Below are 15051 nucleotides of genomic sequence, written 5' to 3' on the forward strand. Positions count from 1 at the left end.
TTACAACGTGGCTCTTATACAATTACCACGCGTTATCCGGTTATTACCGTTATGCAGCCTGATCCTGGCTGCCTGTACCCTGCCGGACACGGCAGAAAAAGGGGATGTCTCCGCGACATCTGCCGGCTGGAAGAACCATGTGGAGAAAGTGAATAATCTCACCGGCTACCAGACCCGTGGTTCATTCGCCTACATCGGCGAAAACCAGAAAACTTACGCCCGCTTTTTCTGGCAGCAATATTCCGCTGACAGCTACAAGTTGCTGCTGACCAACCCGGTCGGCAGTACGGAACTGGAACTGATTGTCCGGGATGGTCAGACCCAGCTTACGGATAATAAAGGGCAAAAGCATTACAGCGATGACCCGGACAATATGATTTATCAGCTGACCGGCATGGCTATTCCGATGGAAAACCTGCGTCAGTGGATAACCGGATTGCCGGGCGATGCCCAATCCTATGCCATCAGCAATGAATACCACCTCAAAGCCCTGACCTGGTCACAAGGCATGGAGAAGTGGAAAGTCAGTTATCAGTCTTATGACGATAAAACCTCACCGCAACTGCCGAACCGCCTTGATATCGAACAAGGCAGCAACCGCATTAAGCTGAAAATGGATTCATGGACACTCAATTAACGTCTCTGACCTGGCCATCCCCTGCCAAACTGAACCTGTTTTTGTATATCACAGGCCGCAGAGAGGATGGCTATCATCTGTTGCAAACGCTGTTTCAGTTTCTCGATTATGGTGACAGTGTCACAATCACACCCCGCACAGATGATAATATCCGGCTTCTGACGCCGCTGTCCGGTGTACCGGATGAGCAGAACCTGGTTATCCGTGCCGCCCGCTTGTTACAGCAATATGCCCGCGAACAGCATCTGACAGATACCCCGTACGGTGCGGATATCTCTGTTGATAAAATTCTGCCTCTGGGCGGCGGGATCGGCGGCGGATCATCCAATGCCGCCACAGTTCTTGTTGCGCTGAATTATCACTGGAAGTTACAGTTACCTGATGAAACTCTTGCGCAATTAGGTGTTACCCTGGGTGCCGATGTCCCGGTATTTGTCCGGGGGCATGCCGCATTTGCCGAAGGAATCGGTGAAATTCTGACCCCGGCGTCACCGCCGGAGTGCTGGTATCTGGTCGCACACCCGGGAATTTCGGTTCCGACACCGCTAATCTTCACAGATCCACAATTAATTCGCGACACCCCGATCCGCTCTCTGCCCGCATTATTAAAGGCTCCGTTCGCAAATGACTGTGAACCGACCGCAAGAAAACGTTTCCGTGAGGTTGATGAACTTCTTTCCTGGCTGCTACAATATACAACGTCACGCCTGACCGGTACGGGTGCATGTGTGTTCGGTGAGTTCGAAAACCAGGCAACCGCCCGACAGGTGTTAAGTAACGCGCCGGCGTGGGTGAAGGGCTTTGTGGCACATGGTGTCAACATATCGCCGCTTCATCAGTTCCGCGCCGGCATTAAACCGTAATTGCCCCTGATTTCGTCCCCCTGACGCTTTCAGGTGTACAATTCACTCTCTCTGGACGCATGCCTGAGGTTTTTCTCGTGCCTGATATGAAGCTTTTTGCTGGTAACGCCATCCCGGAACTGGCACAACGTGTTGCCAACCGCCTGTACACTAACCTCGGAGATGCTGCGATTGGTCGTTTCAGCGACGGTGAAGTCAGTGTTCAAATCAATGAAAACGTGCGCGGTGGTGATGTCTTCATCATCCAGTCTACCTGTGCACCGACCAATGATAATCTGATGGAACTGGTTGTGATGGTCGACGCGCTGCGCCGTGCTTCTGCGGGTCGTATCACCGCGGTAATTCCGTACTTCGGTTATGCCCGTCAGGATCGTCGTGTCCGCTCAACGCGTGTACCAATCACCGCGAAAGTGGTTGCTGACTTCCTTTCAAGTGTGGGTGTTGACCGTGTGCTGACTGTTGATCTTCACGCTGAACAGATTCAGGGTTTCTTTGATGTCCCGGTTGATAACGTCTTCGGCAGCCCGATCCTTCTGGAAGATATGTTACAGAAAGATCTGGATAACCCGATTGTGGTTTCTCCGGATATCGGTGGTGTGGTACGTGCGCGCGCCATTGCCAAACTGCTCAACGACACTGATATGGCTATCATCGATAAACGCCGCCCGCGTGCGAACGTTTCTCAGGTGATGCATATTATCGGTGATGTGGCGGGTCGTGACTGTGTACTGGTTGACGATATGATTGATACAGGGGGCACGCTGTGCAAAGCTGCGGAAGCACTGAAAGAACGTGGTGCGAAACGTGTATTTGCTTACGCAACTCACCCTATCTTCTCCGGCAACGCGGTGAACAACATCCGTGATTCAGTAATTGACGAAGTGATTGTCTGTGACACCATTCCGTTATCAGCTGAGATCAAAGCACTGAGTAATGTCCGCTCACTGACATTATCCGGGATGCTGGCTGAAGCCATCCGCCGTATCAGTAATGAAGAGTCTATCTCCGCGATGTTCGAGCACTGATTCATCTGAATCAGGCGCACATATTGCGTGTCAAACCCGTTGCTGATTACAACGGGTTTTTTGTATGCAGAACAAAATGACCGGTATTTGTTACGGCGTTACGGCATCCGGCGACGATAGCGGCTGTGAAAGTTACGCAGCCAGTAATATTTGTCTGCGATACATTCACGGCGCCCGCTTATACCGGCTCCGGCTAACCAGACTAAAGCACCGATAAAGATCCCCATAAGGGAAGCCTCAGAATAAACATCAGGCACAGGAAGTGCAAAGATAAGAACGCTGAAAGTAAAGGCCATACTGCCGACCATCAGTAACATACCGACGATCATCAGCAGATTCCCTACTAATAAGGTTAGTTTACGTTTCATAGAAACCTCCGTCACTCATTTGTCTCAAAACAACTAAAAGTACGAAAGCAGGAATTCCTTCTTAGTACAGATTATAGCCCGTATTTTTACGAATATGTTGCGTATGAGATCACATAGACCAAAAATAACCTTTTTTATTTGGCTAATCGTGCCAAACAAAAAAAATTTAATAGTTCCCCACTAAACTAGTGCACAAATAGTCACTCTTTCCCCTGCCCCGGCGTTTATTTTTGTACTCCGCGCAGCAGACAGGTAGAATATCCCTCTTTGCATTAAAACCCTGCCTGAACAACAAGTGAAAACAGTGTGAGTCAGATTAAATTAATTGTGGGGCTGGCAAACCCCGGTGCGGAATACGCCCAAACGCGCCACAATGCCGGTGCCTGGTTTGTTGATGAGCTTGCCCGTCGCCATAACCAGTCATTAAAATCAGAAAGTAAGTTTTACGGCTATACCGCACGCCTGAATATTCAGGGAAATGATGTCCGCCTGCTGGTACCGGTTACCTTTATGAACCTGAGCGGCAAAGCCGTCAGCGCCATCGCCGGTTTTTATCAGATTGCCCCGGATGAAATTCTGGTTGCCCATGATGAGCTGGATCTCCCGCCCGGCGTGGCAAAAATGAAGCTCGGCGGCGGTAACGGCGGGCATAATGGTCTGAAAGATATTCAGAGCAAACTTGGTAACAACCCGAACTTTCATCGTCTGCGTATTGGTATCGGGCATCCGGGCGATAAAAGCCAGGTTGTTGGTTTTGTGCTGGGTAAACCACCTGCCAGTGAACAGCAATTAATCGATGACACTATCGATGAAGCCGTGCGCTGCACGGATGTACTGATGAAAGACGGCATGGCAAAAGCCATCTCCCGTTTACATACGTTTAAAGCAGAGCGCTGAGTCGGGAAATGTCGTCTGTTTAGCCGCAACCGTGTATAATCAGCGGCAATTATTTAACGTGCTTGCAGACCGTATCGGTCTGCTGTCATTTTTAAGGTGAAGAATTTATGGGTTTCAAATGTGGTATCGTCGGCCTGCCGAACGTTGGTAAATCAACGCTGTTTAACGCGCTGACCAAAGCAGGTATTGAAGCGGCGAACTTTCCGTTCTGTACAATCGAACCGAACACCGGTGTTGTTCCGATGCCGGATGCCCGGTTAGATGCTCTCGCGGAAATCGTTAAACCACAGCGTATTCTGCCGACTACCATGGAATTCGTCGATATTGCAGGGCTTGTGAAAGGCGCATCCAAAGGTGAAGGTCTGGGTAACCAGTTCCTGACTAATATCCGCGAAACGGAAGCTATCGGTCACGTTGTCCGCTGTTTTGACAACGACAATATTATCCATGTATCCGGTTGTGTAAACCCGGCAGATGATATTGATACCATCAATACCGAACTGGCACTGGCGGATCTCGATACCTGCGAGCGTGCTATTCACCGTGTTCAGAAGCGCGCCAAAGGCGGTGATAAAGACGCAAAACTCGAGCTGGAAGTGCTGGAGAAATGCCTGCCGCTGCTGGAAAACGCACAGATGCTGCGCAGCCTGTCTCTGAATAAAGAAGAAGCCGGCGCTATCCGTTACCTGAGCTTCCTGACACTGAAACCAACTATGTACATTGCCAACGTCAGTGAAGATGGTTTCGAAAACAATCCGTATCTTGAACAAGTGCGTGAGATTGCAGAGAAAGAAGGTTCTGTGGTTGTGCCTGTATGTGCGGCAATTGAGTCTGACATTGCTGAACTGGAAGATGGCGACCGCGAAGAGTTTATGGCCGATCTCGGTATTGAAGAACCGGGTCTGAACCGCGTGATCCGCGCCGGTTATGCCCTGCTCGAATTGCAGACCTATTTCACCGCCGGTGTAAAAGAAGTCCGCGCATGGACCATTCCTGTCGGTGCCACTGCCCCGCAGGCAGCCGGTAAAATCCATACCGACTTTGAAAAAGGCTTTATCCGCGCCCAGACCATCGCCTATAACGATTTTATTCAGTACAAAGGTGAACAAGGCGCAAAAGAAGCCGGTAAAATGCGCGCAGAAGGCAAAGAGTATATTGTCCAGGACGGCGATGTGCTGAACTTTTTGTTTAATGTTTGATTGAGTTTAATATCCGGTAGCCATGTAAACCCACGCAAATGCGTGGGTTTTGATATGTATACCTATACATTACTGCCGCCTTAATCAGTATAGCTGCCTGCGGCTTGAATGACGGTGAGTATATATATATCAATAATTTAATTATCGTAGAAAAACATAGATGCCTGCGAATTAATATAAAATCAATACACGTAATCATATTTAATATCAGCATGGTGATTATATATAGCATCTTTTTTTACCTTTATCACCTTTAATTAAAACTGATATATCTTGTTCGGCATCAGTACATCTCCCAAATTTATTCCAGTCTTTACACGTCGTCACTGTTGTTTCAGTTGTAAAGAATTCCTGTACCTTTTTGCTGCTTAACTCTCGGTTATCATCTCCATAAGTAAACTCTTCTATAGTTGAACCGGATCGGGTTTGTATTAAGCGGTTTTTAGAATCATAGCTATATATTGTATTAACACTGTCATTTTTCATTGTACTAACCCGGCTTGATTCAGATACCCGGTCCTTGTCATCAATTAAAAATGTTGTCACTGCTTTAGCAGACATACGATCTTTCCCAATAAGAACATAAGAGGTATCTTCAGATTTATTTATTTTTCCATTGATGTCAGTCTGAAACTTTCCACTCATTTTCTGCAACATGATATTTTTTTCGATGCCATCTTGATTAACCGCAGACATTTTAAATGTCATTTTATAACCCCAGATTTTATCATTTTTATTTATCGCCATATCTGTTGCGTTGATTAGAATATTTTCTTTAATCTGAGATTTAATGACTTCATTACTTTTCAACTTTAACAGCACCCCACAACCATCAAATTCCGCATGTGTATTATTACTAATATAATCATCTTTGCTTTTTATGCGTAAATTTATTTCTTTCAGAGAATCATTAAATGGTTGCTCTTGAGTAAATATGAAATTATTAAAAGCATTGACGGAAATCATATCCCCGGAGCAGGTTTTTTCACTTGAATGTGCATTATAAGAAACACTACACATCAGACATAGCAGCAATGATTTTTTCAAGACTAATACCCCCTGTAACACGATAAACTACTAACGTACACGAATTATAGAATGATAACTACCCACCGCAATACCCCGCACCATACCCTCATCTAACCAAACTCTATTTATATCCCTACCTGACGTAATTTACAGAAAGCGGCATCATTAACGGATTTTAATAAAATTACCGGCTGTTAATCACATTCCGAAAATCACCGGACCGTTTACATTCGACCATAATTAGTTCACCATCAAAGACTATTTTACTGATACAATTCGCTATTAAATAAAAAAAAATCAGGTGGTCACCCTGTGCTCTCATCCCGCTCCCGAGTAATCATCCATCTGAGCAGTTTTCTGATTGTGATATACAGCCTGACGCTGCTGTTGCCGATGCTGGTTGCGCTGGCCGCCGGGGAGCAGAGTTTTTTTGCGTTTGCGACCAGTTTTCTGATTTTCTTTCCGGCGGGGATAGTTTGCTGGTATCGCAGTAAAACTGCGGAATTACAATTGCAGACCCGCGATGGCTTTCTGGTTATTGCTGTGTTCTGGCTGTTATTTTCAATTATCAGTGCTATGCCGTTCTGGCTGGACGACCACCTTAATATGGCATTTGAAGATGCATTATTTGAGGGGATTTCCGGTATTACCACAACGGGTGCCTCTGTCTTTCATAATGTCACTGACTTGCCCCGCTCTGTTCTTTATTACCGCGCTCAGCTCAATTTTATCGGCGGATTGGGTGTTATTGTCCTCGCCGTCGCGATATTTCCCCTGCTCGGAATAGGAGGGATGCGGTTATATCAGTCTGAAATGGCCGGTCCCTTTAAAGATGAACGCTTAACACCACGCCTGGCAAGTTCTGCCCGTAACTTATGGTTTACCTATTTATTGCTGGGTTTCCTCTGTATTGTCGCTTTTAAATTTGCCGGAATGTCGTGGTTTGATGCATTGTGTCACGGATTATCAACTGTTTCTCTCGGCGGATTTTCAACCTACAGTGAAAGTATCGGGTACTTTAACAGCTCATCCATTGAGCTGGTTGCCGGGATTTTTTCATTATTATCTGCGGTCAATTTTACACTCTATTTTATGGCACTGGCAAAGCGGAGTCTGAAACCCCTTTTCAGCAGTACTGAACTACGGTTCTATTTTGCCGTTGCCGCGTTTATTATCGCCCTGGTATTTTTTGAAGTCTGGCGGGCAAATATGTACTCCTCAGCGGAAGAGTCCTTTGTTCATGCTTTTTTCCTGACCAGTTCAATGCTGACAGATAATGGATTAGCTACCGCCGATTATGCACAGTGGCCGTCTCATATTATTGTATTACTACTGTTTGCCAGCTTTTTTTGGTGGCTGTGTCGGTTCTACCTGTGGTGGTATTAAAGCTGTCCGTTTTTTGATTTTATCCAAACAGAGTTGGCAGGAAGTCTATTCCCTTATCCACCCGAAAGCACAGACGCGGATTAAAATCGGCGATACCGTTATTCAAAACCGGTTAATCAATTCCGTCCTGAGTTTCTTCTTTCTCTATATTATCTGTACCTGTATTTTTATCTGGTGTCTCAATCTGATGGGATACGATTTAATGACCTCCTTTGCCAGTGTGGCGGCCTGCATTAATAATATGGGGCTAGGGTTTGGATTAACCGCTCCGGGTTTCGGTGAAATATCACCGGCGGCAAAATATCTGCTCTGTTTTGCTATGTTATTAGGCCGCCTGGAGATTTATACCCTGCTGGTGCTGTTTTCTGTCAGTTTCTGGCGTAACTGGCCGTAATGATATTTATTCTTTTTACCGCACTGTTAGCCTGAAATATGACAGTCATATACTCTAAATAATTCGGGATACCTGTCGGCGACAAGCGTACTCAACACCCGGGTATCCTGAAGTATGACGAGTATAAAAGATATTAATTTTTACTGCTGTATATTTACTTCGTACTTAATAGGTTCTATTAGTCAGGAGATAACATCTCCGTAACGGAGTTACATAATGTCAACAAAACTCATCTTAATTATCGCCGGTATTATTATCGGTGCCTGTGCCTTAATTCTCGGAATATACGGAAACCCGCCCAATATGGGGGTTTGTGTTGCCTGTTTTATCCGTGACAGTGCCGGTAGTATGGGGTTACATAATGCAGAAACCGTTCAATACCTTCGTCCTGAAATTTTCGGTTTTATTCTTGGCTCATTTGGTGCCGCCGTTATTTTTAAAGAATTTAAGTCCAAAGCGGGGTCTGCACCCGTTATCCGTTTTACCTTAGGTTTTCTGATGATGGCCGGTTGCCTGGTCTTTTTAGGCTGCCCGTTACGGATGATCCTACGGATAGGTGCCGGGGATTTAAATGCCGTTGTCGGGTTATTTGGTCTTGTTGCCGGTATATGGGGCGGCAGTCTGTTTCTTAAAAAAGGATTTTCATTACCGCGTAATTATCAGCAATCCGCAGCAGAAGGTCTTATCCTGCCGGCTGTTTGTCTTGTGCTGTTCATTATGTTTATTGTTGACAGCACTATATTCAAATCCAGTGTCAAAGGTCCGGGGGCAAGCCACGCTCCGGTCTGGATGGCCATTTTCGCCGGTCTTATTATCGGCGTGATTATCCAGCGTACCCGGTTTTGTTTTATTGGTATGGCGAAAAATATTTTTCTCTCGCGTAACTATAATATGGCTATCGGCGTTATTGCCCTGCTCATCATTATTATTGCCGGTAATGCCCTGACAGGGAAAATTAATATCGGATTTGAAAATCAGCCGATTGCGCATACTGATGGTCTGTGGAATTTTCTGTCCATGATGCTTGTCGGCTTGTGCGGTGTCTTTATTACCGGGTGTCCGCTGCGCCAGCTGGCTAATGCCGGTCAGGGAAATACAGATGCGGCTGTCAGTGTCCTCGGTATGCTGATCGGGGCTGCTTTTGCCCATAATTTTTCTTATGCATCGAGCCCGGCAGGTGTTACCGGAAACGGTAAACTGATTGTTATTATTGGTTTATTGTTAACGATATCAATCGGTATTATCTATACACGCATTGCCAATAAAAAATCCGAGGAAGAACATAGTGTATAATTATTTGTTTTTATTCCATTCTCAGCATGGTTTAAAAAAAACTTAAAAGCCAATTACATGCCAATGCCGTAGAATCCTCCGTGACAGATGCACCCCGCAAGGTATCGACAGAATGTGAAACTGCGCTGATTGCCGGTTTTAATACTGAAAATGCCTATCTGGATTATACCGGCGAAAATATCAGGGAAATCTGGCGGATATCCGGTTCGGATTATAAACAGGTCTGGATGGATAGAAACGCGTAGTTACACAGAATAAATCGATACATAAAAATGAGCAGCGCATCACTGCTCTTTTCTGATCAGTCATCACAATATATACCCAACGTCATTCAAGATGCAGGAAGGCGGCAAGGGAAGATAGACGGGGAGCATACACAAGTATGTGACCCGGCTAGCTGAGTGCAGCCAACGAACCTGCAGTTTGAATGAATAAGGGTATATAACAGGAAAAACAACATGTCGGCACCAGATACTATTCTTAATAAAATCACTGCCCTTTTAGACGAGCACAACGCCCGTTATGAAATAATGAGCCATGATGCGCTCGGGTTTACCTCCGGTGAAGTCGCGCAAATGCGTGATGTAGAGCTGGGACAGTGCTCCAAAGCTGTAATTCTTAAAGTAAAAGGCAATGGCGTAAAGAAAAATGTGCTTGCTGTGTTACCGGGCGATGAAAAAATTGATGGTGAAAAACTGACCGGCTTTTTCGGTGGAAAAAAGATGTCCTTTGCGACAGCCGATCAGGTGAAAGAGTTAACGGATTGCGTGCCCGGCGCACTTGCGCCTTTTACATTTAATCCTGATCTTGAGCTGGTTATTGACCCGGTATTATTTGAGCGCTATTCCGAGATTGCCTTTAATGCCGGAACATTAACCGAAACCATCGTATTGAATGCAGAAGACTACCGCGCAATTGTGAAACCGCAGGAATTTAGTTTTATCCTCTGATACTGCGCGCCTGGTTTAGCCGGTGTAAAAAAGAATATTATTCATTAATAATCAAATAGTAATATAAGAATGATAATTTAATGTTCTTTTATTACATCTATGAGGCGGGTTTAATCGCATTACAATGTGATGATTATCACGTTATGCTGAAATGGTAAATTTAGTTACATTAAAAACAATCGGTTCAGCCTGTTTTTATTGGATCTCCTAAGTATCATTTAAAATGTCAATAATTAATTTATTTCGACATTAATATTACACAGCCACTCATGCTATCAAATATGGATTATATTGTTAATTTTACGTTAAAATGATAACTAAGTGCGTTGTTAAATTACAAAAATAGATAAAACAAACATTTTGATATCTTTAATTTAACATATACGTATCATTTATGGGCATAGATCACATTTTTCACCTCTTTCCTCCTTTTCCCGCTGCCCCACATCTATAGTCAGGTTTCATTTTGGTCTCCCTACAACACTCTCTGTATCCATATAAAAGGGTCATTACCGATGAAGAAAGCCTATTTTAAAATCGCGGCATTATCTGTTGCTCTCTTTTCTGCCAGCGTGTTTGCAAAAGAATACGAAATCGTCAACGTTGTCAAAGTCTCCGGTATTCCCTGGTTTAACCAGATGGATAAAGGGGTTCAGCAGGCAGCAAAAGATCTTGGCGTGAATGCCTATCAGGTTGGTCCTTCCACGCCGGACCCAGCTCAGCAGGTTAAAATCATCGAAGACCTGATCGCCAAAAAAGTGGATGCCATCACCGTGGTTCCTAATGACGTTACCGTGCTGGAGCCTGTCTTTAAGAAAGCCCGCGCACAAGGTATTGTCATCCTGACTCATGAAGCACCGGATGGTCATAACGCAGACTGGGATATCGAAACTATCGATAACGATGCCTACGCCAAAGCCACCATGGATGAGCTGGCAAAAAACATGGGCGGCAAAGGCGGCTATGTGATTTATGTCGGTTCACTGACCGTTCCTCTGCATAATAACTGGGCTGATCTGGCTATCGAATACCAGAAAAAAACCTACCCGGAGATGTTCGAGGTCACCAGCCGTATGCCGGTTGCAGAGAGTATTGATGCTTCTTTTGCCGCGACCAACGACCTGATGAAAGCCCATCCTGAAATGAAAGGGATTGTCTCTTACGGCTCACTGGGTCTGATTGGTGCCGGTGAAGCGATCAAGAAAAAACGTGCTAAAAATAAAATCAGTACTGCAGGTATCCTGATGCCGGCGCAGGCTGCACCTTATCTGAAAGGCGGCGAAATCAAACGTGGCTTCCTGTGGAACCCGGCTGATGCGGGTTATGCCCTGGTGTCTGTCTCCAAAGATATGCTGGATGGCAAGAAAGTGACTGACGGCGTTGAAGTAAAAGGTCTGGGTAAAGCAGAAATCGATACCAAAAAACAGGTGATTAAATTTAATAAAATCCTGGAAGTTGACAGCAATAATGCGACTTCACTCGGTTTCTGATTTTTCATTCTTTTAGTCATTCCGTCATTTCCGTATTTCCGTATGTTTGTTAAAAGGGCAGCGTTGCTGCTGCCCTTATGGGCTTGTATATGTCAAAAGACGCACTGATTACCTTAAAACAGGTTTCAAAACACTTCGGCTCCGTCATTGCACTCGACAGCATTAATCTGACGTTTAACCGGGGCGAGGTTCATTGTCTTGCCGGTAAAAATGGCTGCGGCAAAAGTACCTTATTCAAGGTTATCTCCGGGGTTCATTCACCGGAAAATGGTGCTGAGATTATTATTGACGGACGAAGCTACAGTAAATTAACTCCGCAGCAATCTATCGCGCAGGGAATTCAGATAATTTATCAGGATCTCTCGCTGTTTCCGAATTTGACCGTTGCTGAAAATATTATTATTCAGGAACATGTTAAATGGTACAAAGGGCTGGCAAACCGCCGGCATCAGCTGAAACAGGCACAGGCTGTTACAGACCGTATTGGTCTTTCCCTGCCCCTGAATAAGCGTGTTGAACAACTTTCTATTGCTGAATGTCAGCTGGTCGCTATTTGCCGCGCAATGGCAAATGATGCCCGGCTGGTGATTATGGATGAACCGACCGCATCTCTGACCCGCAGTGAGGTCAATCAGTTGATCCGCGTGGTGGCTGATTTAAAAGCCGCCGGGGTAACTGTTGTGTTTGTCAGTCATAAGCTGGATGAAGTGATGGAAATTTCAGACCGGATTTCTGTTATCCGCGACGGAAAATTGATCGGAACCTATAACGCCCATGAGATGAACAGTGATGAGCTGGCTTATCTTATGACCGGACAGCGTTTCGAGTTCACACCATTACCCGCGTACAACACCAGGGGAAACCTATGTCTCTCCACCGAAAAGCTTACAAAACAAAAACAATTTTATGATATCGACCTGCAACTGCGCGCCGGAGAAATCGTCAGTATTACCGGACTACTCGGCTCCGGGCGCACAGAACTGTGCCTTGCGTTATTCGGCATGACAAAACCGGACAGCGGCACAGTGCAGATAAAGGGTTCACCGGTCACATTGCGCTCCAACCGGGACGCAATTAACCACGGCATCGGTTATGTGTCAGAAGACAGAATGAGCACAGGTCTGGTAATGGCTCAATCTATTCATGACAACACCACGTCCGTGATGCTGCCACGTCTGACCCGCAAAAGCGGATTACTCGACAACACCAGGGCACATCAATTAGTCAGTGAACTGATAGAGGCACTACAGATAAAAGTGTCCGATCCCGCATTGCCGGTAACCAGTTTATCCGGCGGCAATGCCCAGCGGATAGCGATCGCCAAATGGATCGCCGCCAAACCGGAGATCCTTATCCTCGATTCACCGACAGTCGGGGTGGATGTCGCGAACAAAGAGAGTATTTATCAGATAATCAGGATGCTGGCTGATGAAGGTATGGCTATTTTGATGATCAGTGATGAAATTCCGGAAGTATTCTATAACAGTCACCGGGTTATTGTGATGAAAGAAGGTCGTTTTACCCATGAATTCAGTCCGTTAACATCGACAGAGAAAGAAATAATGGAGGCTGTCAATGCTTAATTCACTGCGGGGGCTGTTACAGCACCACGAGTTCTGGCTGGCAGTATTGATTGTGCTGCTCTGCCTGTTCCTCGGTATCACCAATGAAGATTTTATGACGCTGGGTAATGTCTTTGACATGACCACCAGCACGGCAATTCTTGCCATTATGGCCTGCGGTCTGTTTGTGGTACTGGTTTCCGGCGGGATAGATATCTCGTTTCCGGCAACGGCGGCCATCTCTCAGTATGTAATGGCAACGTATGTTCTGTCTCAGGGCGGCAATTTCTTTATCGCTTTTGCCATTGCCGCAGTCACGGGGCTGCTGCTCGGGCTGATTAACGCCCTGCTTATCTATCGCCTGAAAGTGCCGTCCATCATTATTACTATCTCCACACTGAATATCTTTTTCGGTCTGCTGATTTATGTGACTAACGGCGAGTGGCTGTACGGCTTCCCGGAATGGTTTATGGATGGCGTTGAAGTGATGTCATTTACCGGCACTGATGGTTACGATTACGGGCTTTCCCTGCCAATCCTGACCCTGATTTCTGTGATTATACTGACCGGTTTCCTGATGAGCAAAACCCGCATCGGACGCCAGATTTACGCGGTCGGCGGTAATGCCGATGCCGCAAAGCGGGTCGGTATCAGCCTGTTGGGCGTAATGCTGTTTGTTTACGGCTATATGGGTGCGCTGGCAGGTATTGCTTCTGTGATACAAACACAGATAACTCAGTCTGTGGCACCGAATGCCCTGATGGGGTTTGAATTAACCGTACTCGCCGCTGTGGTTCTGGGCGGGGTGAGCATGTCCGGCGGAAAAGGCTCACTCACCGGTGTGATTCTGGGGGTTGCGCTGCTGGCTGTCGTGAAGAACGGACTGACACTGACGGGCGTTCCGTCTTACTGGCACACGGTTCTGACCGGTTTTATTATTGTAATCAGTATCAGCCTGACCGCGTACAACGAAAAACGCCGGGCAGCTAACGGAGGTCATCTGTCATGATGTCAATGCTGAATCTGCGGAGTGACCGCAATATTATTTATCTGCTGGTCATTATGGCGGGGATCCTGATTTTACAGGGAATTTTTAACGCCGGACCTTTCTTCTCCCTATCCAACTTCCAGTCGATGACCTCACAGATGCCGCTGCTGGGTATGCTGGCGCTGGCCATGTCTGTCTGTATGCTGACCGGCGGAATAAATCTGTCCATTATTGCCACTACTAATGCCAGCGGGCTGGTAATGGCAAGTGTGCTGGCGCTCAGCCCCGGTGATGGTGCACTGTTACTGCCCGCTCTGCTGGCAGGATTAGTGACCGCCATTGTGATCGGGCTGATTAACGGGTTCTTAATCGCCAAAGTGGGCGTTTCCCCTATCCTTGCCACACTCGGTATGATGACGTTAATCAACGGGCTGAATGTGCTGGTTTCCGGCGGTACGGTGATTTCAGGCTTTCCGCCGTCACTGTTATGGCTGGGTAACGGCACTCTTGCCGGTATCCCGATGCCGCTTATTCTGTTCCTGCTGTTTGCTTTTCTGCTGTGGGGCTTACTGGAATACACCCCGCTGGGACGCACCGTTTATCTGATGGGCTCGAATGAAAAAGCGACCCGTTTTTCCGGGCTGAATACACAGAAAACCATTATCGCGGTGTATGTCATTTCATCCGTTCTGTGCTGGGTTGCCGCGATTATTATGATGGCGAAATTTAACTCCGCCAAAGCCGGTTACGGGGAATCTTATCTGCTGATCGCCATTCTTGCCTCTGTGCTCGGCGGCGTTAATCCGGATGGCGGTTTCGGGCGCATTATCGGGATCGTACTGGCCTTATTTGTCTTACAGATGCTGGAGAGCGGGCTGAACCTGCTGGGTGTGAGCAGCTATCTCATCATGGCATTGTGGGGCGGTATTCTTATCTTATTTATTGCATTGCAGAAAGCCCGGTCATAAGG

14 protein-coding genes and 1 pseudogene are annotated in these 15051 nt (G+C 46.4%); 13 read left to right on the forward strand and 2 right to left on the reverse strand.

Translation table 11 applies throughout. The annotated features are described in order from the left end of the window. The first annotated feature begins 7 nt into the window (after positions 1 to 7). The 3 genes from lolB (at position 8) to prs (ending at position 2525) form a co-directional block, all read left to right on the forward strand. Positions 8 to 637 (forward strand): lipoprotein insertase outer membrane protein LolB, encoded by a 630-nt coding sequence (gene lolB, locus AYY16_RS04770; protein ID WP_082970653.1) that lies wholly within the window; start codon positions 8 to 10, stop codon positions 635 to 637. After that, the gene (gene ispE, locus AYY16_RS04775; RefSeq protein ID WP_067362735.1) at positions 622 to 1500 is read left to right on the forward strand and encodes a 4-(cytidine 5'-diphospho)-2-C-methyl-D-erythritol kinase; all 879 of its coding nucleotides are present in this window, start codon (positions 622 to 624) and stop codon (positions 1498 to 1500) included. Before lolB ends, ispE begins: the two co-directional genes overlap by 16 nt. 77 nt (positions 1501 to 1577) lie before the next feature. Next, positions 1578 to 2525: a ribose-phosphate diphosphokinase gene (gene prs / locus AYY16_RS04780; protein ID WP_150384674.1), complete on the forward strand. Its 948-nt coding sequence runs from the start codon at positions 1578 to 1580 to the stop codon at positions 2523 to 2525. Between the two features lie 98 nt (positions 2526 to 2623). On the opposite strand, the gene AYY16_RS04785 is transcribed toward prs, so the two are convergent. Then, a complete protein-coding gene (locus AYY16_RS04785) occupies positions 2624 to 2893 on the reverse strand; it encodes a stress-induced YchH family protein (RefSeq protein WP_067362742.1) in 270 nt (89 codons plus the stop codon). A 306-nt stretch (positions 2894 to 3199) separates the two neighbouring features. On the opposite strand from AYY16_RS04785, the gene pth reads away from it, so the two are divergent. Together pth and ychF are read left to right on the forward strand one after the other, a co-directional pair. Further along, positions 3200 to 3790, forward strand: coding sequence for an aminoacyl-tRNA hydrolase (gene pth, locus AYY16_RS04790; RefSeq protein WP_067362746.1), 591 nt, complete (start codon positions 3200 to 3202; stop codon positions 3788 to 3790). A 107-nt stretch (positions 3791 to 3897) separates the two neighbouring features. Continuing rightward, a complete protein-coding gene (ychF, locus tag AYY16_RS04795) occupies positions 3898 to 4989 on the forward strand; it encodes a redox-regulated ATPase YchF (protein ID WP_067362750.1) in 1092 nt (363 codons plus the stop codon). 219 nt (positions 4990 to 5208) lie between these two features. On the opposite strand, the gene AYY16_RS04800 is transcribed toward ychF, so the two are convergent. Beyond that, complete coding sequence (locus AYY16_RS04800) at positions 5209 to 6036, reverse strand: hypothetical protein (protein WP_235846207.1); 828 nt, start codon at positions 6034 to 6036, stop codon at positions 5209 to 5211. 375 nt (positions 6037 to 6411) lie between these two features. Here AYY16_RS04800 and AYY16_RS04805 point away from each other — a divergent pair. The 8 genes and pseudogenes from AYY16_RS04805 (at position 6412) to AYY16_RS04840 (ending at position 15049) form a co-directional block, all read left to right on the forward strand. After that, positions 6412 to 7798 (forward strand): annotated as a pseudogene (locus tag AYY16_RS04805) (TrkH family potassium uptake protein). 216 nt (positions 7799 to 8014) lie between these two features. Beyond that, a complete protein-coding gene (yedE, locus tag AYY16_RS04810) occupies positions 8015 to 9091 on the forward strand; it encodes a YedE family putative selenium transporter (RefSeq protein ID WP_223861137.1) in 1077 nt (358 codons plus the stop codon). 80 nt (positions 9092 to 9171) lie between these two features. Beyond that, positions 9172 to 9336 carry a hypothetical protein gene (locus AYY16_RS20840; protein ID WP_235846208.1) on the forward strand — a complete coding sequence of 55 codons (165 nt, stop codon included), beginning with the start codon at positions 9172 to 9174 and terminating at the stop codon, positions 9334 to 9336. 213 nt (positions 9337 to 9549) lie between these two features. Next, entirely contained in the window at positions 9550 to 10041 is a 492-nt protein-coding gene (locus AYY16_RS04820) for a YbaK/EbsC family protein (protein ID WP_067362757.1), read from the forward strand. 515 nt (positions 10042 to 10556) lie between these two features. Further along, positions 10557 to 11531: a substrate-binding domain-containing protein gene (locus AYY16_RS04825; protein ID WP_067362760.1), complete on the forward strand. Its 975-nt coding sequence runs from the start codon at positions 10557 to 10559 to the stop codon at positions 11529 to 11531. 89 nt (positions 11532 to 11620) lie between these two features. Continuing rightward, positions 11621 to 13114 carry a sugar ABC transporter ATP-binding protein gene (locus AYY16_RS04830; RefSeq protein ID WP_067362763.1) on the forward strand — a complete coding sequence of 498 codons (1494 nt, stop codon included), beginning with the start codon at positions 11621 to 11623 and terminating at the stop codon, positions 13112 to 13114. Beyond that, a complete protein-coding gene (locus tag AYY16_RS04835; protein ID WP_067362766.1) occupies positions 13107 to 14102 on the forward strand; it encodes an ABC transporter permease in 996 nt (331 codons plus the stop codon). The genes AYY16_RS04830 and AYY16_RS04835 overlap by 8 nt, the downstream gene beginning before the upstream one ends. Next, a complete protein-coding gene (locus AYY16_RS04840; protein WP_067364709.1) occupies positions 14102 to 15049 on the forward strand; it encodes an ABC transporter permease in 948 nt (315 codons plus the stop codon). The genes AYY16_RS04835 and AYY16_RS04840 overlap by 1 nt, the downstream gene beginning before the upstream one ends. The last annotated feature ends 2 nt before the right edge of the window (positions 15050 to 15051 follow it).

The organism is Morganella psychrotolerans (assembly GCF_001676155.1).
Taxonomy (GTDB): Bacteria; Pseudomonadota; Gammaproteobacteria; order Enterobacterales; family Enterobacteriaceae; genus Morganella; species Morganella psychrotolerans.

What these genes read in the sequence shown, in the direction of transcription:
- ispE (WP_067362735.1), top strand. Translation starts at nt 622, where the DNA reads ATGGACACTCAATTAACGTCTCTGACCTGGCCATCCCCTGCCAAACTG.
- AYY16_RS04785 (WP_067362742.1), bottom strand. Translation starts at nt 2,893, where the DNA reads ATGAAACGTAAACTAACCTTATTAGTAGGGAATCTGCTGATGATCGTC.
- ychF (WP_067362750.1), top strand. Translation starts at nt 3,898, where the DNA reads ATGGGTTTCAAATGTGGTATCGTCGGCCTGCCGAACGTTGGTAAATCA.
- yedE (WP_223861137.1), top strand. Translation starts at nt 8,015, where the DNA reads ATGTCAACAAAACTCATCTTAATTATCGCCGGTATTATTATCGGTGCC.
- AYY16_RS04820 (WP_067362757.1), top strand. Translation starts at nt 9,550, where the DNA reads ATGTCGGCACCAGATACTATTCTTAATAAAATCACTGCCCTTTTAGAC.
- AYY16_RS04825 (WP_067362760.1), top strand. Translation starts at nt 10,557, where the DNA reads ATGAAGAAAGCCTATTTTAAAATCGCGGCATTATCTGTTGCTCTCTTT.
- AYY16_RS04830 (WP_067362763.1), top strand. Translation starts at nt 11,621, where the DNA reads ATGTCAAAAGACGCACTGATTACCTTAAAACAGGTTTCAAAACACTTC.
- AYY16_RS04835 (WP_067362766.1), top strand. Translation starts at nt 13,107, where the DNA reads ATGCTTAATTCACTGCGGGGGCTGTTACAGCACCACGAGTTCTGGCTG.
- AYY16_RS04840 (WP_067364709.1), top strand. Translation starts at nt 14,102, where the DNA reads ATGTCAATGCTGAATCTGCGGAGTGACCGCAATATTATTTATCTGCTG.